Below are 18,406 nucleotides of genomic sequence, written 5' to 3'. Positions count from 1 at the left end.
TCCCCATGTCCATCAAGCGCGTCCTCACCCTCGCCGCCTCGGCCGCGGCCGTCGCCGTCCTCGTCTCCCCGGTCACCAGCGCCAGCGCCCTGGAGTCCGGCTCGCAGGGGACCAGGGCGGTGGCGGCCGCGGACGGTTACCTGCACGTCTACACCCAGCCGTACGGCCGCGGCACCGAGTGCAAGTGGGAGGGCAACTCCAACAACTGGGGCGCCTGCCGCAACCTGACCTCCGACATCTGGAACAACGCCTACCTGGGCGGCAACGACGCCGTCGACCTGTACACGGCTCCCGACGCGGGCGGTGCGCACGCCTGCATCGACGGGGGCGACCGCTGGATCGACACCACCACCAACCAGTACCACTTCACCTACGGCGCCGGCCTGGAGGGCTACGGGCAGAGCGTCAACAACAACATCTCCTCGCACCGCTGGGTCAACTACTGCAGCCAGCACTGATCCGTCCGCGAGACCGCCCCGGCACCCCGGCAGGGTTGCCGGGGCGGCCCGTTCTCCCCACCCCGTGTCGCCCACCCGCCCGCGCTCCTTCGGCTGCCGGACATTTGAACGTCACACCGAGCGGGAACGTTTCACTCGTCCCCTCAGCATCGCCTTGCCTCCGCCATGCCCCGTGTTCCGCACGGGGCGTGACGCGAAAGGACGACGTGCGCCGTGTCCCTGCTTCCGCTCGAAGGCCCCGCGGGCCCGCTCCCCGCCCCCGCCCCGGCCCCGCTCCCCATCGGCGTTCCGGCCCCCGCTCCCGCCGGTTCCCGCCGCGGCCTGAGCCGTCTCACCCGCCGTCTGCTCACCCTGCTCCCCCTTCTGCTCATCGGGATCTGGGCGGCGCTGGACTGGCGTGCCCTGTACGACGGCACCTCGCGACTGGCCTCGGCGGACCCCGGCTGGCTGCTCGTCGGGCTCTTCTACACCTGCCTGGGCTGGATCTCCGCCTCCGTCGTACGCCAGGGCGCCCTGCCCGAGCGGCTGCCGACGGGGCTCCTGGTCGCCTCGCAGTTCGCCGCGGGCGCCGCCAACCATGTGCTGCCGGCGAGCCTCGGCGCCCATGCCGTCACCCTGCGCTTCCTGCAGGGCCAGGGCATCCCGCTGCCCCGCGCCACCGCCTCACTCGCCCTGTACGCGCTGGTCAGGCCGATCGCGAAGACGCTCGTCCTGATCGGTTTCCTGGTCGCTCTGCCCGGTCTGCTGGGGCTCGGTGATCTCGTCCCGGACCGGCGCATGCTGTTCCTGCCCCTGGTGGCCGTGGCACTCGGACTCGGCGGCACACTCCTGCTGCTGACCCTCGTCCGCCCGCTGCGCCGCCCGGCGGTCACGTTCGTGCGCACCGCCCTGACCGACGCCCGCCGTCTGCACACCATGCCCAGCCGGATCCTCGCCCTGTGGGGCGGCGCGGCCGCCGCACCGCTGCTCCAGGCGAGCGTGATCCACGCGGTCGGCGCCTCGCTCGGGGTGACGCTGTCCTGGGCGCAGGTCGCGTTCGCCTATCTCGCCGCGAGCAGCGCGGTCGGGTCCGTGCCCGCGCCCGGCGGCATCGGCCCGGTGGACGCGGCCATGGTCTTCACCCTCGCCGTCTACGGCGTCCCCGTGGCCCTCGGCACGGCGACCCTGATCGGCTACCGCGTCCTGACGGTGTGGCTGCCCCTGCTGCCCGGGGTGCTGTGCATGTCGGCCCTCGTGCACCGGAAGGCTCTTTGAACGTTCGCCCCATTGAATGCTTCATTCAACATCCATAGCCTTACAGGGTGGATTCATTCATCAGTCTCAGACGTACGGCCGTCGCCCTGCTCCTGGCCGTCGGTCTCGCGGCTCCGGCGGCCCCCGCCACCGCCGAGTCCCGGCAGTCCGCCCCCCAGGTCTGGCCGACTCCGCAGAGCACGAGTGTCGGAAGCGGCCGAATCCCCGTCCCCCGCCGGGTCGTCGAGGTCGTCGGCCCCCGCACCGACCCGTCCGCGAGACGGGTCGTCGAAGCGGCTCTCAGAGCCGCCGGAGCCGACCGGATCACCACGGTCGACGCCGGTGAACGGCCACCCGCTGCCGCCCTGACCGTCTACCTGGGCGGCCCCGGCGAGAACAGCGCCACCGCCCACGCCCTCGAACAGCTCCACGCGGGCGCCCCGACCGGCCTCGCCTCCGGCGGCTACGCGCTGGCCTCCGGCCGCAGCCACGGGCGGGCCCTCCTCGCCCTCTCCGGCGTCGACACCACGGGCACCTTCTACGCCGCCCAGACCCTGCGCCAACTCCTCGACGGCAGGCGCGAGATGCCGATCGTCACGATCCGCGACTGGCCGACCGCCGCCCTGCGCGGGGTCATCGAGGGCTTCTACGGCACCCCCTGGACGCAGGCCGAGCGGCTCGCCCAGCTCGACTTCTACGGCCGGACGAAGCAGAACGTCTACGTCTACTCCCCCAAGGACGACGACTACCTGCGCGCCCGCTGGCGGGACGAGTACCCGGCAGCCGCGCTGGCCCGGATCAAGGAGCTGGTGGACCGGGCCGAGGCGAACCACGTCCGCTTCACCTACGCGCTCTCCCCCGGCCTGTCGGTCTGCTACTCCTCCGACGCCGACATCAAGGCGCTCACCACCAAGTTCGACTCGCTGTACGCCATCGGCGTCCGCTCCTTCGCGATCCCGCTGGACGACATCAGCTACACCAAGTGGAACTGCCCCGAGGACGAGCGGGAGTTCGGCACCGGCGGCGGCGCGGCCGGTGCCGCCCAGGCGCAGCTGCTGAACACCGTCTGGCAGCGGTTCTCCGCCGACCACACCGGACTTCAGCCCCTGGAGATGGTCCCCACCGAGTACTCGGACCTCGCCGACTCCCCGTACAAGAAGGCCCTCAGGGAGCAGCTCGACCCGTCCGTGGTCGTCGAGTGGACCGGCGTCGGCGTGATCGCGCCCACCATCACCGCCGACCAGCTGAAGCAGGCCCGTCAGGTCTACGGCCACCCGATCCTGGTCTGGGACAACTACCCGGTCAACGACTACGTCACCAGCCGCCTCCTCCTCGGCCCCTACACGGGCCGCGCACCCGCCGTCGCCTCGGAGGCGACCGGTGTGACGGCGAACCCGATGGTCCAGGGCGAGGCGAGCCGGATCGCCCTGTTCACCTCGGCCGCCTACCTGTGGAACCCGCACGCCTACGCCCCCCACAAGGCGTTCCTCGCCTCGGTCCGGGACCTCGCGGGACCCGCGGCCGCCAAGTGGCTGCGGATCTTCGCCGAGAACAACTACTCCTCCCAGCTGGACGCGACCGAGTCCCCCACCCTCACCGGGCTGATCGCCGCCTTCCGCACGGCGTACGAGCACGACAGCGGGCTCGACCGGGCGGCGGCCCGGCTGAAGTCCTACTTCGCGGACATGGCGGCCGCACCGGCCCAGTTGCGCGCCCGCCTCGACAACCCCGGGTTCCTCGACGAGACCTCCGCCTGGCTCGACAAGCTCGGCAGCTACGGCAGGGCGGGCGGGACGGCCGTGGACCTGCTGCTGGCCCACAAAGCGGGTGACACGGCGGCGGTCTCGACGTACTGGAAGCAGCTCCAGCAGCAGCGCAAGGCGTTGGACGCCGTCCCGCAGCAGGTGGCACCGGGCGTCATGGACCAGTTCCTCTACACGACGATGCTGGAGAACGCCCCCGACCCCGGCGTGGACGCCTCCTTCTCGCCGGCTTCCCTCTCCTTGAAGCCCGGTGCCTCCGCGACGGTCACCCTCGACTTCTCCGACGCGCAGGCCAAGACGGTGAACTGGAGGCTCAAGGTGCCCGAGGGGGTCACCGCCACGCCCGCCGAGGGCACGGCCGACACCCCGGACGGCAAGGTCACCGTCACCCTCACCGGGAAGACGGAGGGCGTGCACTCCGTGGTCGTCGAGGGCACCGGCATCCTCGACCGCGCCCTCCCCGTCCAGGTCACCGACGGCACCGGTACGGCCCGTGCGCTGACCGCCGACTTCAGCGGGGCGTCGGTCAGTTCGATCGACCTGGGCGACGGCACGACCAAGAACATCGCCGTCGGCGCCAACCCTGGCGAGGTCGTGGTGAGCGCGGACGGCCGTACCGCCTACGCGGCCAACCAGGGCTCGAACTCGGTCAGCGTGATCGACGTGGCGAGCGGCGCGGTCACGGCGACGGTCGCCGTCGGCAAGGTCCCGGCGGGTCTCGCGCTCACCCCGGACGGCACCACCCTCTGGGTCGCCAACTACACGGACGGCACCGTGCAGTCGATCGACACGGGCACCCTCGCCACGGGCACGCCCGTCGCCGTCGGCGACGGCCCCGAGAACATGGCGATCACCCCCGACGGCAGGACCCTGTACGTGGCGAACATCCACGACAACACGGTCAGCCCCGTCGATCTCACCACCGGCAGGGCGGGCGCGGCGATCCCGGTGGGCCCCAGCCCCTTCAACGTGGTGGCCGCACCCGACGGCAAGACGGTGTACGTCTCCAACTCCGGCGGTTCGACGGTGACCCCGATCGACACGGCGACGAACGACACGGACCCCACCCTCCTGGTCACAGGCCAGGCGTACGGCCTGGGCCTGTCCCCTGACGGCCGAACCCTCTGGGTCAGCCCCAGCAACGGCGACACGATCACCCCGGTGAACACGGTCACCGGCGCCCCGGGCACCCCGGTGAAGGTGGGCAGGTCCGCCTTCGACGTGTCCCTGGACTGGAACGGCACGACCGCCTACGTCACCACGGCGGACGCCAACACCCTGGTCCCGGTGGACACGGCGACGAACACCACCGGGTCGCCGCTGACGACGGGCGCGTACCCCCTGGCGGTGGCCCTGACCCCGGTACCGGTGAAGTAGCGGCATCCGCAAAGGATCGCGGGGAGCTTGCGACCGGCCCTCACCGGCCGCAAGCTCCCCGCGACATCCCGAGCTCCCGAGCTCCCGAGCTTCCCGAGCTACCGGGAGAACCTACGTGGCCGTACGCCGAACCCGGCCCGCGTACCGCTTCTCCAACTCCAGGTTCCCCTCGAAACCACCGGGCACGTTGGCCGACACATAGACCGGCGGACGCTCACCCGCGGCGAGCAGCAGCCCCGACGCCTCGGCCACGACCATCTGCACCAGCATCACACCGGTCAGGGTGGACAGCGCCCCCACCGCCCCGCCCCCCGGCAGCGACAGCAGCGCGTCCCCGACCGGGGCCGCGTTGTCCAGCACCACGTCCGCCAGGTCCACGAGCTTCTTGCCGCTGGAGTGCCCCGCGGGCACCGCCCCGGTGTGGGTGAGCGAGGTGATGGCGAGGATCTTGTGCCCCTGCTCCTTCGCGTGCAGGGCCATCTCCACGATGACGTTGTTGACCCCGGAGTTGGAGATGATGACGAACAGGTCCTGGGCGCGCGGGGCGGCGAGCTCGTAGAGCCGGACGGCCACCCCCGGCTCGCGTTCGAGGAGCGGGTCGTCGAGGACGCTCGGCGCGTCACCGCCGTAGAGGACGAGGTCGGACATCTGGAGCCGGTTCGTGGGCACGAGCCCGCCCGCGCGGCCCGCGACCTCCAGGACCATCGCCTGGGAGTGGCCGGTGCCGAAGGCGTGGATCACGCCGTCGGCGCGGATGCACCCGACGAGCAGTTCGGCGGCGCGGCGCACGTCCTCGCGGGCGGACTCGGTGACGTGACGGAGGACGTCCAGGCTCTGTTCGGCGAAGCCCTGGGCGCTGACTGACTCGACGGACACGCGACACTCCCCACTGATGGATTGAACCACCATTCAATCACTCATGGGTGAATCAATAAACCATGGTGCGGTCCTGGTATTCAATCAGTGGCCCTATGGGTGGCTGATACCTTCTCTGCATGCCTCCGACCGACGTCACCACACTGATCCGCACCGAGCTGCCCCGGCTGGCCGGTTCCCTGCGGAAGGTCGGCGAGCTGATCCTGGAGGATCCGGCCGCCGTCACCCACTGCTCGGCCGCCGAACTGGGCCGCCGCACCGGGACTTCGCAGGCCACGGTGACCCGTTTCTGCCGGGCCATCGGGCTCGACTCCTACCAGCATCTGCTGATCGAACTGGCCCAGGAGCGCGGCCGCGGCGAGGTCTCCGACTGGGGCTCGGCCGAGATCGGCCCCGACATCTCCCCGGACGACAGCCTGGAGCGGGTCGTCCAGGTGGTCGGCAGCGCGGATCTGCGGGCGATCCAGCAGACCATCGAGCGTATCGACCTCGACGCCCTGGAGCGCGCGGCCCAGGCCCTCGCCCGGGCCCGCCGCATCGACGTGTACGGCGTCGGCGGCAGCGGCGCGGTCGCCCAGGAGACCGAGACCCGGCTGTTCCGCATCGGCTGTCAGGTGCGCGGCTGGACCGAGGTGCACGGCGCGGCCACCTCGGCGGCCCTGCTCACCCCGGCCGACGTGGCCATAGGGATCTCCCACTCCGGCGCCACCCGCGAGACCCTCGAACCGTTCGAGATGGCCAAGGAGCGGGGCGCGACCACCATCGCCATCACCACCGATCCGCGCTCCCCGCTGGCCAGGGCCGCCGACATCCGGCTCATCTCGGCGACCTCGGAGACCAGTTTCCGCACCGGCAGCATCGGCGGCCGGCACTCCGTCCTGATGATCGTCGACTGTCTCTACGTCCGTGTCGGCCAGGTCGCCTACCAGCGGGCCAGCGCCTCCCTCGCGCTCACCGACCACATCACCCCGCAGCACGCCGTGAAGGCGCGCCGCTCTCGTTGACCGTGTCTGATCATGCATGGATGAACCACCGAGATAACGCAAAGATGGTTGTTTGAATCATCCCCTCGGTGCCAGGATGGGGCTCCCCCGAGCCATCTCGTAGGAGCCCCATGCGTGTCACCGCCGTTGAGTCGACCGAGTTGTTCGTCGGTACACCCGAGCAGCCGCTCCAGGTGGTGGCCGCCTCGATCGAGCATCTCCCGGGCCGCCCGGTCCACGTCACCGTCGAGGGCCGCGGCACCGGAGAGACCGTCGTCACCGTCGGCGAGGACGGCACCGTGCGCGCCGAGATCCCCGTGACCGGCGAGGGCGGCCCGATCACGGTCACGGCCACCGACGGGGACGAGACGGCGACCGGTACCGGTGTGTTCACGGTCGCCGAACCCGGCTGGACCATGTTCATGGTCAGCCACTTCCACTACGACCCCGTCTGGTGGAACACCCAGGGCGCCTACACCGAGACCTGGGACGTCGCCGACGACCCGGCCACCACCGGCCTGACGGCCCGCACCTTCGACTCGCGCGGCCAGTCGGGCATGAGCCTGGTCCGGGCCCACAGCGACCTGGCCCGGCGCGACCCGGCGTACACCTTCGTGCTGGCGGAGGTCGACTACCTCAAGCCGTACTGGAACGCCTTCCCGGAGGAGCGCGGCTTCCTGCGCGAGCTGATCCGCACCGGCCGCGTCGAGATCATGGGCGGCACCTACAACGAGCCGAACACCAACCTCACCGGCGCGGAGGCGACCGTACGCAACGCGCTGTACGGCGACGGATACCAGCGGGCGATCCTCGGGGCGTCCCCGGAGACGGCCTGGCAGCTGGACGCGTTCGGGCACGACCCGCAGTTCCCGGGGCTGATGGCCGACGCCGGGGTGACCTCCAGCTCCTGGGCGCGCGGCCCGTTCCACCAGTGGGGCCCGACCCTGTCCGTCTTCGGCGAGGAGCCCCGCGACCCCAAGCGGATGCAGTTCCCGGCCGAGTTCGACTGGATCGCCCCTTCGGGACGCGGGATCCTCACCGCTTACATGGTCAACCACTACGGCGCCGGCTGGCGGATCGACAACGCGCCGACCCTGCCCGAGGCGGAGGCGGCCGCGTTCAAGCTGTTCCAGGGGCTCAAGCAGGTCGCGCTCACCCGCAACGTGCTGCTCCCGGTCGGCGGGGACTACGCGCCGCCGTGCCGCTGGGTGATGGACATCCACCGGGACTGGAACGCCCGTTACGTCTGGCCGCGCTTCGTCTCCGGCATCCCCCGGGACTTCTTCGCCGCCGTGCGCGCCGAGCTGGAGGCGGAGGGCCGCAGGGCCTCGCCGCAGACCCGGGACATGAACCCGATCTACACCGGCAAGGACGTCTCCTACATCGACACCAAGCAGGCCCAGCGGTACGGCGAGACGCTCCTCGCCGACGCGGAGGCCTGGGCGACCCTCGCCTCGCTGGTCACCGGGCACCCCTATCCGGACGCGGCCCTCGACAAGGCGTGGCGGCAGCTGGTCTACGGCGCCCACCACGACGCCATCACCGGCTCCGAGTCGGACCAGGTGTACATCGATCTCCTCACCGGCTGGCGGGAGCTGGCCGACCTCGCCGAGACCGTGCACGCGGACGCCACCCAGGCGCTGGCCGACCGCGTCGAGCCGGGCACCGGCCCCGACCTGGTGGTCTTCAACCCCGTGACCTGGGAACGGCAGGACGTGCTGAGCGTCGACGACCCGGGCCTGGTACCGGTCGGCGAAGACTTCCAGCCGCTGCCCGCCGTCCGCGAGAAGGACGGCACCCTCAGGGTCGTCGTCCCGCAGCTGCCCGGCATGGGCCTCAAGGCCCTGCCCCTGGCGGCCGGTTCGCTCCCCGGGTGGACCGCGGGCGAGGGCACCACCATCCGCAACGAGTTCTACGAGGTGACGGTCGACCCCGAGCGCGGCGGGGCCGTGAGCAGTCTGCGCTCGTTCGCGGAGGGCGGCCGTGAACTGCTGCCCGGCGGTGACATCGGCAACGAGCTCGTCGTCCAGGAGGAGTTCCCGAGGCACCCGCGCTTCGGCGAGGGCCCCTGGCACCTCACCCCGACCGGCACGACGGCCGCGCGCAGCCGTGACGTGACCGCCGACATCGATGTCGATCACTCCCCGGCCGGGTCCCGGATCACCGTCCGCGCCGACCTCGGCCCGTTCAGGTACACCCAGCGACTGACCCTGTGGACCGGCGTCGACCGGCTCGACATCACCACGACGATCGACGGCTACGACGGCGAGGACCGCCTCATCCGGGTCCGCTGGCCCTCCGACGTGCGGGGCGGACTGCCCGTGCACGAGGTCGCCGACGCGGTGATCGGGCGGGGGTTCGGGTTCGTGGAGGTGAACAGCGAGGAGTTCCCCTGGACCTTGGACAACCCGGCCAACACCTGGTTCGCGCTGGGCTCCACGGCCCGCGTCGCGCTCAAGGACGACTCCGGTGCCTCGCTCGGCCAACGGGCCTTCGGGGTGGCCGAGTTGGTGTACGCCGACTGGGACGAGGCCGGTGAGCTGGGCGCCCCGCTCGCGGCCGCCCTGGTCCGCGCGGGCGTCACGGCCACCTCGACCGTCGCGGGCGGCCCGCGCTACGGCGACCTCGAGGTCGACTCCAACCTCCCCGACATCCGGATCGCCGTCGGCGGCCCCGAGCGCAACCTGCTGGTCGCCGAGGCCCTCGCCATGGACCCGGCCGCCGACCGCGAGCTGCGCCGCCAGGTCGCCGCACAGGGCACGGCGGCCGTCTGGGTCGCGCCGCGTGCCTCCCTGCGCGAGGAGTGGGTGCCCGGCGCCGACCTGCGCGACCTGGAGCGGCTGCCGCTGCTGGTGATCGCGGGCGCGGACTCCTCGGGGGACGCGAAGGCGGTGGATGCGCTGATCACGGATCTGGAGGACTTCACCGTCACGGCCACGGCGGCCGGCGGCGGCGAGGCACTCCCGCCCGGTGACGCCTGGGACGGGCGCGGCTTCGCCGTCCTGAACCGGGGCACCCCCGGCTGCGTGATCACCTCGTCCGGTGACCTCTGCATGTCCCTGATGCGCTCCTGCACCGGCTGGCCCTCCGGCATCTGGGTCGACCCGCCCCGCCGCACGACCCCCGACGGCTCGGGCTTCCAGCTCCAGCGCTGGTCGCACACCTTCGAGTACGCGGTCGTCGCGGGCGAGGGCGACTGGCGGGACCTTCGGCTCCCGGCGCGCGGCCACGAGTTCAACCATCCGCTCACGGCCCGGGTGCGCGGCGAGGGCGAATCCGCGCTCCTGCCCCGCACGGCCTCCCTGCTGGAGGTCGAACCGGCCCGCGAGGTGCTCCTCGACGCCCTCAAGCCGCTCGGCTCCCCACTGGCCCGGGGCAGCGCGGCGCCCGTGGATCCGGGACGCGGGGTCGTGGTGCGGGTGCACGAGGTGAACGGACGGCCGGCGAGGGCGCGGGTGCGCGGGCCGGTCGCCTGGACGGAGGGCGCCCGGGCGGACGTACTGGAAAGGCCCGGGGACTCCCTGCTCCCGGACGGCGAGGGAGCCCTGGAGACGGCGCTCACCGGCTTCGAGGTGGCCACGCTCCTCGCCACGCCCCCGCAGGCGCCGGAGCCCGGGTCCGACCCCGGCATCGCGGCCCACGAGCCCGCCCAGCCCGTCCACACCCGCTACTGGCTGCACAACTCCGGGCCCGCCCCGCGCGGCAACATGCCGGTGTCCGTCTTCCTCTCCCCCACCGCGCTCACCGCGACCGGCCCGGTCACGGCGACGGTCCGGGTCGGCTCGGAGCTCACGGACACCTCGACGAACGGCACGGTGGAATTCGAGGTGCCGCCCGGCTGGTCCGTCCAGCCGGCGGAGCTGCCGTACGCGCTGGGCCCGGGCGGCTTCTCGCTGTCCGAGGTGACGGTGACCCCGCCACCGGACGCCGAGCCCGGCCGGCACTGGCTCAGGGCCCGGCTGTCGTACGGCGGCCAGAGCTACGAGGACGTCGTGGGCCTCGACGTACCAGGCGGACCTCCCCCGGGGCCCGGCCTGGTGTGCGACCTGGTCGCCGACCGGATCACCGTGCGCAGGGGTGAGCGGGCTCAGGTTCCGGTGAGCCTGCGCAACACCACCCGGGGTCCGGTCGGCGGCCAGCTCTGGGCGGTGTCGTCCTGGGGCACATGGCAGGGCGTGGCACCCGGGCTGCAGGGCTTCAAGGTGCCGGGCGGTGAGCAGGTCGAGTCCGTGATCGAGGTGGACGGCTCGGCGATCCCGCCGGGTTCGTACTGGCTGATGGCGAAGGCGGCGTGGAACGGCCAGGTGGCGTACACGAGGACGATCCCCCTGGAGGTGACCCCGTGACGCCGGAGTACGCGGCCCTGATAGACGGCGAACCGCTGCCGAGGGAACGGGTGGACGCGTTCCTTCAGGCGCCCCTCGGGGGCGCGGGGCCGCATCGATCCGCGGCTCCGCCGCTAGGCGCGAGCAGCCACGACGAACCCGCACCCGCCCGACGACGGAACGAACCCCCCTCGGTCGCGCGACAACGCCGCCGCTGGGCGACCCAGGTCGTGGTCACGGACGAACTCGCCCGCCGCGCCTGCGCCGACCGGGGCCTGAAGGTCCCGGAAGAGGTGTCCCCCGTCTCCGTCCTGGCCGTCGCCGAGACAGCCGTGGCCGACCTCGGCAGCATCGTCGCGGCAGCGCTGGCCCACTCCCCCGCCGCCCGCATCCTCCTCGCCGCCCTGGAGTCCGGACAGACGGTCCCGGAGACCGCCGTACGGGATTACTACGACCGCAACCAGGACCGCTTCCTCACCCCGGACGCCCTGAGACGCGGCGCGGACCCCTTCGGCGAGGCAGCCGCCCCGCAGGACGTCCTGCCGTACGAGGACGTCCGCGAGGGCATCGCACGCGAGCTCCGGAAGGCAGCCGGCCGCCAGGCATTCTTCGGTTGGCTGGACCAGGCACGCGGCGGCGTGACGTACTCGCACGGCCATGAACACCCCGGCGACCCCTCGCACCCGGACCACGAGCACCGGCACTGATCTCGCACGGAACCTAAACGCAACACTGGAAACCATTGACCTCCGATGAATTCTGGTCCACCTTTTCATCAATCGGAGTCGGAGTTGGTTCATTGAACCAGCCGTGGAGGGCATGACATGAGCGCAAAGAGACTGACCCGCACCCTGACCTGTATCGCCGTTCTGTCGCTGACGGCCGCCGGCTGCGGCCTGTCCGGCGGCGGATCCGACAGCGGTGACGCCACCGCCGGCGGCTGCAAGGTCGACAAGGGCAACGTCGGGTCGGGGAAGCTCACCGGCGAGGTCAAGGGCGACATCACCTTCCAGACGACGAACCTGAAGAAGGACTTCGGGGACTTCTTCAACGGAGTCATCGCCGACTTCGAGAAGGCCCACCCCGGCACCAAGGTCAAGTGGATCGACGACCCCGGCGACAACACCTTCACCAGCCGGACCGTCGCCGACGCCCAGGCCTGCACGATGGCCGACGTCATCAACGTCAACGCGCCGACGGCGACCGCCCTCACCAAGGCCGGCTACCTGCTCGACATCGGCACCAAGGACCCGGACGCGTACAAGCCCTTCGTCCCGTCCTTCTGGAAGACCGCCACCTTCGCGAACGCCTCCGGCACGTCGATCCACACCACGCTGCCCTGGTACACCGGCGGGGTCCTGCTCACCTACAACAAGGACCTGCTGGACAAGGCCGGCGTCGACCCGGCGAAGCCGCCGACGAGCATCTTCGGGCTCTTCGCCGACTACGAGAAGGTCGCCAAGGCCGCCGACGGCAAGTACTTCGCGACGATGGCCAACCCGGTCTGGCGCATCCCCGCCGACTTCGACCAGATGGGCATCAAGGTCCTCTCCGCCGACGGCAAGTCCGCCGTCTTCGGCGACGACCCGCGCACCACCCAGTGGGTCGCGTGGATGGCGAAGCTGTACAAGGAGGGCGCGATGCCGAAGGACTCGCTGTCCTCCAGCAACGACCCGTCCACGCTCTACAGCCAGGGCAAGGTGGCCTACGGCTCGACGAACCCGAGCTTCGTGCGGTTCGTGAAGCAGAACAGCCCGTCGATCTACGCCAAGACGGCCGTCGGCCAGCAGCCCTACGACGCGCTGGGCCGCGCCTCCGCCGGCGCCCCGCAGTACATCTCGGTCGCCGCGACCAGCAAGCACGCCCCCGTGGCGCTCGCGTTCGCGGAGTTCCTCACCAACGCCGAGAACCAGACGGCCTGGTGCAAGGACCCGGCGGTGGTGATCTTCCCGACCACCACCGACTCGCTGAGCGACCCGTTCTTCCAGAACGTCAGCGGCACCGACGCGTTCTCCCAGGCCCGCAAGCTCGTCGCCGACCAGCTGAAGACGGCCTCCACCAACCAGACCAACCTGTCCCCGGCCGTGCAGAACGCGATCGTGGCCCAGGTGCAGCTGGCCATGCAGGGCAAGAAGAGCGCGGCGGACGCCGTCAAGGACGCCCAGGAGAAGGCGAACGAGCTGCTGAAGCAGGGCAGCTGACGGTGACGGCACAGATCACGCAGCCGGTGTCCGGCGTGGAGCTCCAGACCTCCACGCCGGCCCCGGCCCCCTCCCGCCTCCGCCGACTCGCCAAGGCCGCACTGCCCGGTCCCGCTCCCGGGGCCAACGGGGCCGCCATGTACCGCCGTTGGTGGCTGCCGTGGCTGTGGACCGCCCCCGCGATCGGGTGCGCGGTGGTCTTCGGGGTGTTCCCGTTCCTCAACACGGTCCTGCTGTCGTTCACCAACGCCAAGCCGCTGGGCGGCACCGCGGGTTTCGTCGGACTCGACAACTACACGCGGATGCTCCAGGACGACGACTTCTGGCTCGCCACCCGCAACAGCATCCTGTACGCGGTGATCGTGGTGCCGCTGATGGTGCTGCTGCCGCTGATGCTGGCCGTCCTGGTGGAGAAGAACCTCCCCGGCATCGGCTTCTTCCGCTCCGCCTTCTACACCCCGGTGCTCGCCTCCAGCGTGGTCGTGGGCCTGAGCTGGCAGTGGCTGCTCGCGGACGACGGACTGGTCAACACCTGGCTGGAGAAAGCCCACTTGATCCAGTCGGCGATCCCCTTCCTCTCCGACTCGTGGCTGATCCTGCTCTCCGCGATGGGCCTGACCCTGTGGAAGGGCCTCGGCTGGTACATGGTCTTCTACCTGGCCGCCCTCGGGAACGTGCCGAAGGAACTCCACGAGGCCGCTCAGATGGACGGCGCGGGCGCGGTGCGCCGCTTTTGGCACATCACGATCCCCGGAGTCCGGCAGGCCATGATGCTCGTCGGCACCCTCACCGGCATCGGCTCGCTCAGGGTCTTCACCGAGATCTACATGCTCGGCAGCTCCACCGGCGGCCCCGGCGGCGCCGACCGCACCCTGCCGTTCTACATCCGGGACGTCGGCCTGGACCCGATCACCGGCAACGCGGGATACGGCTCGGCCGTCAGCGTGGCCCTGTTCGCGCTGACGCTGGGGCTGACCCTGCTGGCGCAGCGTCTGACCAAGGAGGACGAGTCATGACGACGAGTGTCGTCGAGACCAAGGGCCGTCGCCTGCTGCCGCGTTGGCGTGACTACGGCCGCCCGCGCGAGCTCGTCGTACGCTATCTGCTCCTCCTCCTGGTGCTCGGCCTCACCGTGGGCCCGCTGCTGTGGCAGCTGCTGGCCTCCCTGAAGGGCACGAGCGAGGACGTCTTCGGCGCGGACGCCACCCTGCTGCCGCACCACCCGACGCTGCGCGCCTACCGGACGGTCTTCGACCAGGTGCCGGTGTGGTCGTACATCAAGAACAGCCTGATCGTGGTCGCCCTGTCGATCACCAGCCAGCTGGTCTTCTCCGCGACGGCGGGCTACATGCTCTCCAAGCCCGCCTGGAAGGGCCGCAAGGCGGTCTGGGTGGTGCTGGTCGCCTCGATGATGTTCCCCTTCGAATCGATCATGGTGTCGCTGTTCATCAGCATCCGCGACCTGGGCCTGGTCGACAGCCTGGCCGGTGTGTGGCTGCCCGGCTTCGTCGGCGCGATCAACGTCCTGCTCATGCGCGGCGCGTTCCTCGCGGTCCCGCGCGAGATCGAGGACTCGGCGATGCTGGACGGCGCCAACGAGTGGCAGCGCTTCCGGTACCTGTATCTGCCGTCCGCGTGGGGCGCGATCATGGTGGTCGTCATCAACACGTTCATCAGCGCCTGGGACGACTTCCTGTGGCCGCTGATCGTGCTGCGCTCCGAGAGCAACATGACGCTCACGCTGGGACTCTCCCGACTGCAGAGCTCCTCGTTCGGCTACGACCAGCGGATGGTCATGGCCGGTTCGGTGATCTCGGTGGTCCCCGTACTGGTGCTGTTCGTGATCACCCAGCGCTGGTTCTACAAGGGCGTGTCCTCGGGAGCGGTCAAGGTCTGAGGTCGAGGGTCAGCGGTACGGCGGTGAGGGCCGCCCGTGCCGACTCGGCGACCCTGACCTCGACGACGTCGGCGCCGGCCAGCTGGTCGGCGCCGAGTCGTGTCACGACCGTGCGGGACTCGCCCGGCGCGAGGTCGACGTTCTCGAACGCGCACAGTTCGAGGGTGCGCGGCCAGGTGGTCGTGATCATCCGCCGCAGATAGACCTGCAGGACCGAACGCCCTCGCCGCTCACCGGTGTTGGTGACCTCGACCTCGACCGTGCGCCCCGTCAGACGTGGCTCGCCGTACGCGAAGCTCGTGTACGCCAGTCCGTGCCCGAAGGAGTGAGCGGGCTCGGCGCTCTCGTCGACGTAACCGCCGTACTCGGTGTCCTTGTGGTTGTAGTGGACGGGGAGCTGGGCCGCCGAACGCGGCACGGAGACCGGCAGCCGGCCCGCCGGTTCCGCGAGTCCGAGCAGCACCTCGGCGATCGCCTCGCCGCCCCAGGGGCCGGGATACCACGCGGTGAGCAGGGCGGGCGCGGTGTCCGGCACGACGTGCGGGCGCCCCTGGACCAGCACGACCGCGGTCGGTGTGCCCGTCGCCACGACGGCGTCCAGCAGTGCGTACTGGGCTGCTCCCAGCCGCAGTTCGGCGAGGTCGACGCCCTCGCCACAGGTCATCTCGGAGACCGCTGTGAGCGCTGCCCCGTTGGCGTCGAACTCGGTCTCCGGCGTACGGGCGCTGCTGCCGCCCAGGACCAGCACGGCGAGGTCGGACGCGGCGGCCTCGGCGATCGCCGCCGGGATGCCGGAGAGGTCCGTGCCGGTGAGGGTGCAGCCGGGAGCGTGCCGGATGTCGAGGCCGGGCGGGGCGAGCCGGCGCAGGGCCTCGAGGACACTGCCGCCGGTGCCGGGGCGCTGCGGGGCCGTGTAGTCGCCCAACGCGTGGGCGGTGGTGTCGGCTTGGGGTCCGAGGACGGCGATCCGGGAGACGTTCCCGCCGACAGGCAGCACACCGTCGTTGCGCAGGAGGGTGACCGCTGCTCGGGCGACCTCCCTGCTGATCTCCGCGCCGCCGGTCGGCACAGGGGTGGCCGTCCCCTGCTGCTGCTCGAACAGCCCCAGCCGGAACTTGAGATGCAGGACGCGAGCGACGGCGGCGTCGAGGACGCTCTCCTCGACGAGCCCTCGCTCGACCGCCTCCTCCAGATGCGTGAAACCCTCGTCCCAAAGGCTCAGATCCACACCGGATCTGAGGGCGAGGGCGCCCGCGGAGACCTTGTCCCCGGTGATCCGGGCCAGCCGGTCGACGGCGAGACCGTCCGCCATGACGAGCCCCTCGAAGCCCCACTCCTCGCGCAACAGGCCGGTGAGCAGGGCCCGGTTGCCGGAGCAGGGCATCCCGTCGACCTCGTTGTAGGCGGCCATGACGGCGGCGGCCCCGGCGCGGACACCGGCCCGGGCGGCGGGGAGGTGGATCTCGTGCAGTTCGCGCAGGCCGAGTTCGGACTCGGCGGAGTTGCGGCCGCCGACGGTGGCGCCCTGGCCCGCGAAGTGCTTGAGGACGACGGGGGCCTTGTCGGCGGCGAAGACCCCGTCGGCCGGGGAGCCCTGCATGCCGCGGACCAGCGCCTCCGTGAGCCGGGCGGCCAGGTACGGGTCCTCGCCGAAGCACTCCTCCGTGCGGCCCCAGCGGGGGTCGCGGGCGATGTCCAGCGCCGAGACGAGGGCGATGTGGCCGCCGCGGGCGCGCAGTTCGGCGGCGGCGTGCGCGGCGGCGCGCTCGTACAGGTCCGGGTCCCAGGTGGCGCCCACGGCCAGGTTCACCGGGAGGACCGTGCCGTCGAGGGCCATGAGACCGTGCGGGACCTCCTCGACGAACAGGGTGGGGATGCCGAGCCGGCTCCGCTCCACGACATGGCGCTGGACCAGCTCGGTGAGGGCGGCCCCGTCCTCGGCGCCGGGTCCGTCGCCGTGGTCCACGCCGGACCAGGCGTCGGCGCGCTGGAGGCCGTACAGGGCGCCGAGCCCCTCGAAGCGGTCGGTCTCGGCGTACAGGGCCTCGGTGAGTTCGAAGCCGCCGTCGGGGGTGCGGCGGTAGGCGTCCCAGCCGTACATCCGCTGGTTGAGCTGGCCGGCCTTCTCGCGCAGGGTCATCCGGGCGAGGAGGTCCTGGACGCGGGCGTCGGTCGGGGCGGTGGGGTCGCGGTACACGGCGTCGCTCATGACAGGTGCGCCAGCCGTGCGAGGGCGACCGCGCCGGGGCAGCCGTCGGCCACCCAGTCGAGGCTCAGACCGTGGGCGTGGAGCCGCTCGGAGAGCGGGGCCGTGAGCGGCCCCTCGGGGCCGAGGAGCCCGCCGGTGGCGACGATCCGCTCACCGGGGAGCGGCTCCAGTGCCCGTACGGCCTCCAGCAGGTGGTCCGCCGCCTCGCTCAGGATCGCCTGGGCCACCGCGTCCTTCTCGGCGGCCGCCTCGGCGACCAGCGGGGCGAAGCGGGCCAGCCGGATCGGCGGGTCGGCCATCACGGCGGGCAGCAGATGGCGGCGGAAGTCCTCACGCCGGGCGCGTTCCCAGCCGGGGACGCCGGTGGGGTGGGCCCCGGTACCGCTCGGGAGGGGGGCGCCGCCACGGTCGTACGAAGGGATTCCGCCCTTGGGGAGGACGTCGACCGGCAGGCCGAGGGTGCGGCCGACCCAGCCGGCGAGGACGGTCGGGCGGCCGCGGCCGTCGGCCATCCGCAGGGCGGCCCGGACCGCGCCGCGGCCGATCCAGAAGCCGCTGCCCTCGTCGCCGAGGAGCCAGCCGTCGCCGTCGACCGTGGTCGTGGCGTGCCGACCGGTGATGCGCATGGCGACCGCGCCGGTGCCCGCGACCAGGGCGAGGCCCTCGGAGGGGGTGCCCGGGGCGGCGGCGAAGGCGGCCTCGATGTCGCTGCAGACGCCGATCCGGCCGGCCGGGACGCCCAGGCGGCGCAGGGCCTCGGTGAGGGCGGCGCGGGCCCGGCCGGTGCCGGGGTCGTCCTCGGAGGCGGCCGTGGCGCCCGCGAAGCCGCCGGTCACGGCCACGACCCGGGCGCGCTCCTCCTCGGGCACCACCCGGGCGAGCGCCTCGGTGAGGTGGTCGGTGAGCTGGGGGACCGGCACGGTCATGGCGTTGCCAGGGCCGCCGGTGCTCTCGTTCAGCACGCGGCCGTCGGCGGCGGCTGCGAGGACCGCGCGCGTGCGCGTGCCCCCGGCGTCGAGACCGATGACGAGGTCGCGGCCGCCGCGCGGTTCGTGGTTCAAATAATTACCCATCGATGACTATG

General features: G+C 71.9%; 12 protein-coding genes. 9 read left to right on the top strand and 3 right to left on the bottom strand.

The genetic code is table 11. The annotated features are described in order from the left end of the window. The first annotated feature begins 5 nt into the window (after positions 1–5). The 3 genes from IOD14_RS10995 to IOD14_RS10985 all read left to right on the top strand — a co-directional run bounded on the left by IOD14_RS10995 (position 6) and on the right by IOD14_RS10985 (position 4,831). The gene (locus IOD14_RS10995; RefSeq protein WP_123992220.1) at positions 6–458 is read left to right on the top strand and encodes a hypothetical protein; all 453 of its coding nucleotides are present in this window, start codon (positions 6–8) and stop codon (positions 456–458) included. A 213-nt stretch (positions 459–671) separates the two neighbouring features. Then, positions 672–1,712: a lysylphosphatidylglycerol synthase transmembrane domain-containing protein gene (locus IOD14_RS10990; protein ID WP_123992219.1), complete on the top strand. Its 1,041-nt coding sequence runs from the start codon at positions 672–674 to the stop codon at positions 1,710–1,712. A gap of 47 nt (positions 1,713–1,759) precedes the next feature. Next, complete coding sequence (locus IOD14_RS10985; protein WP_212670148.1) at positions 1,760–4,831, top strand: beta-N-acetylglucosaminidase domain-containing protein; 3,072 nt, start codon at positions 1,760–1,762, stop codon at positions 4,829–4,831. 111 nt (positions 4,832–4,942) lie between these two features. Here IOD14_RS10985 and IOD14_RS10980 read toward each other — a convergent pair whose 3' ends face one another. Beyond that, entirely contained in the window at positions 4,943–5,707 is a 765-nt protein-coding gene (locus IOD14_RS10980; RefSeq protein ID WP_123992217.1) for an SIS domain-containing protein, read from the bottom strand. A 119-nt stretch (positions 5,708–5,826) separates the two neighbouring features. Here IOD14_RS10980 and IOD14_RS10975 point away from each other — a divergent pair, with 119 nt between their 5' ends. The 6 genes from IOD14_RS10975 to IOD14_RS10950 all read left to right on the top strand — a co-directional run bounded on the left by IOD14_RS10975 (position 5,827) and on the right by IOD14_RS10950 (position 15,113). Next, positions 5,827–6,711 carry a MurR/RpiR family transcriptional regulator gene (locus tag IOD14_RS10975; RefSeq protein WP_123992216.1) on the top strand — a complete coding sequence of 295 codons (885 nt, stop codon included), beginning with the start codon at positions 5,827–5,829 and terminating at the stop codon, positions 6,709–6,711. A 110-nt stretch (positions 6,712–6,821) separates the two neighbouring features. Further along, positions 6,822–11,036, top strand: coding sequence for an NEW3 domain-containing protein (locus tag IOD14_RS10970; RefSeq protein WP_212670147.1), 4,215 nt, complete (start codon positions 6,822–6,824; stop codon positions 11,034–11,036). Further along, a complete protein-coding gene (locus IOD14_RS10965) occupies positions 11,033–11,722 on the top strand; it encodes a peptidyl-prolyl cis-trans isomerase (protein WP_123992214.1) in 690 nt (229 codons plus the stop codon). The genes IOD14_RS10970 and IOD14_RS10965 overlap by 4 nt, the downstream gene beginning before the upstream one ends. Before the next feature lie 117 nt (positions 11,723–11,839). Continuing rightward, a complete protein-coding gene (locus tag IOD14_RS10960; RefSeq protein ID WP_123992213.1) occupies positions 11,840–13,216 on the top strand; it encodes an extracellular solute-binding protein in 1,377 nt (458 codons plus the stop codon). A gap of 2 nt (positions 13,217–13,218) precedes the next feature. Beyond that, complete coding sequence (locus IOD14_RS10955; protein WP_212670146.1) at positions 13,219–14,232, top strand: sugar ABC transporter permease; 1,014 nt, start codon at positions 13,219–13,221, stop codon at positions 14,230–14,232. Continuing rightward, positions 14,229–15,113 carry a carbohydrate ABC transporter permease gene (locus IOD14_RS10950; protein ID WP_212670145.1) on the top strand — a complete coding sequence of 295 codons (885 nt, stop codon included), beginning with the start codon at positions 14,229–14,231 and terminating at the stop codon, positions 15,111–15,113. Before IOD14_RS10955 ends, IOD14_RS10950 begins: the two co-directional genes overlap by 4 nt. On the opposite strand, the gene IOD14_RS10945 is transcribed toward IOD14_RS10950, so the two are convergent. Together IOD14_RS10945 and IOD14_RS10940 are read right to left on the bottom strand one after the other, a co-directional pair. Next, entirely contained in the window at positions 15,103–17,322 is a 2,220-nt protein-coding gene (locus tag IOD14_RS10945; protein ID WP_212670144.1) for a glycoside hydrolase family 3 N-terminal domain-containing protein, read from the bottom strand. The two genes, IOD14_RS10950 and IOD14_RS10945, sit on opposite strands and share 11 nt — an antisense overlap. Continuing rightward, positions 17,319–18,395, bottom strand: a complete 1,077-nt coding sequence (locus tag IOD14_RS10940; protein WP_123992209.1) for a BadF/BadG/BcrA/BcrD ATPase family protein — start codon at positions 18,393–18,395, stop codon at positions 17,319–17,321. The genes IOD14_RS10945 and IOD14_RS10940 overlap by 4 nt, the downstream gene beginning before the upstream one ends. Positions 18,396–18,406: the final 11 nt, after the last annotated feature.

Origin of the sequence: Streptomyces sp. A2-16 (assembly GCF_018128905.1) — a bacterium.
Classification (GTDB): Bacteria; Actinomycetota; Actinomycetes; order Streptomycetales; family Streptomycetaceae; genus Streptomyces.
The sequence above is the reverse complement of the archived record's forward strand: the minus strand, read 5'-3'. Positions and strand labels throughout refer to the sequence as shown.

Excerpts from the sequence above, each read along its gene's own strand:
- IOD14_RS10995 (WP_123992220.1), top strand. The coding sequence starts at position 6 with ATGTCCATCAAGCGCGTCCTCACCCTCGCCGCCTCGGCCGCGGCCGTC.
- IOD14_RS10975 (WP_123992216.1), top strand. The coding sequence starts at position 5,827 with ATGCCTCCGACCGACGTCACCACACTGATCCGCACCGAGCTGCCCCGG.
- IOD14_RS10970 (WP_212670147.1), top strand. The coding sequence starts at position 6,822 with ATGCGTGTCACCGCCGTTGAGTCGACCGAGTTGTTCGTCGGTACACCC.
- IOD14_RS10940 (WP_123992209.1), bottom strand. The coding sequence starts at position 18,395 with ATGGGTAATTATTTGAACCACGAACCGCGCGGCGGCCGCGACCTCGTC.
- IOD14_RS10950 (WP_212670145.1), top strand. The coding sequence starts at position 14,229 with ATGACGACGAGTGTCGTCGAGACCAAGGGCCGTCGCCTGCTGCCGCGT.
- IOD14_RS10960 (WP_123992213.1), top strand. The coding sequence starts at position 11,840 with ATGAGCGCAAAGAGACTGACCCGCACCCTGACCTGTATCGCCGTTCTG.
- IOD14_RS10945 (WP_212670144.1), bottom strand. The coding sequence starts at position 17,322 with ATGAGCGACGCCGTGTACCGCGACCCCACCGCCCCGACCGACGCCCGC.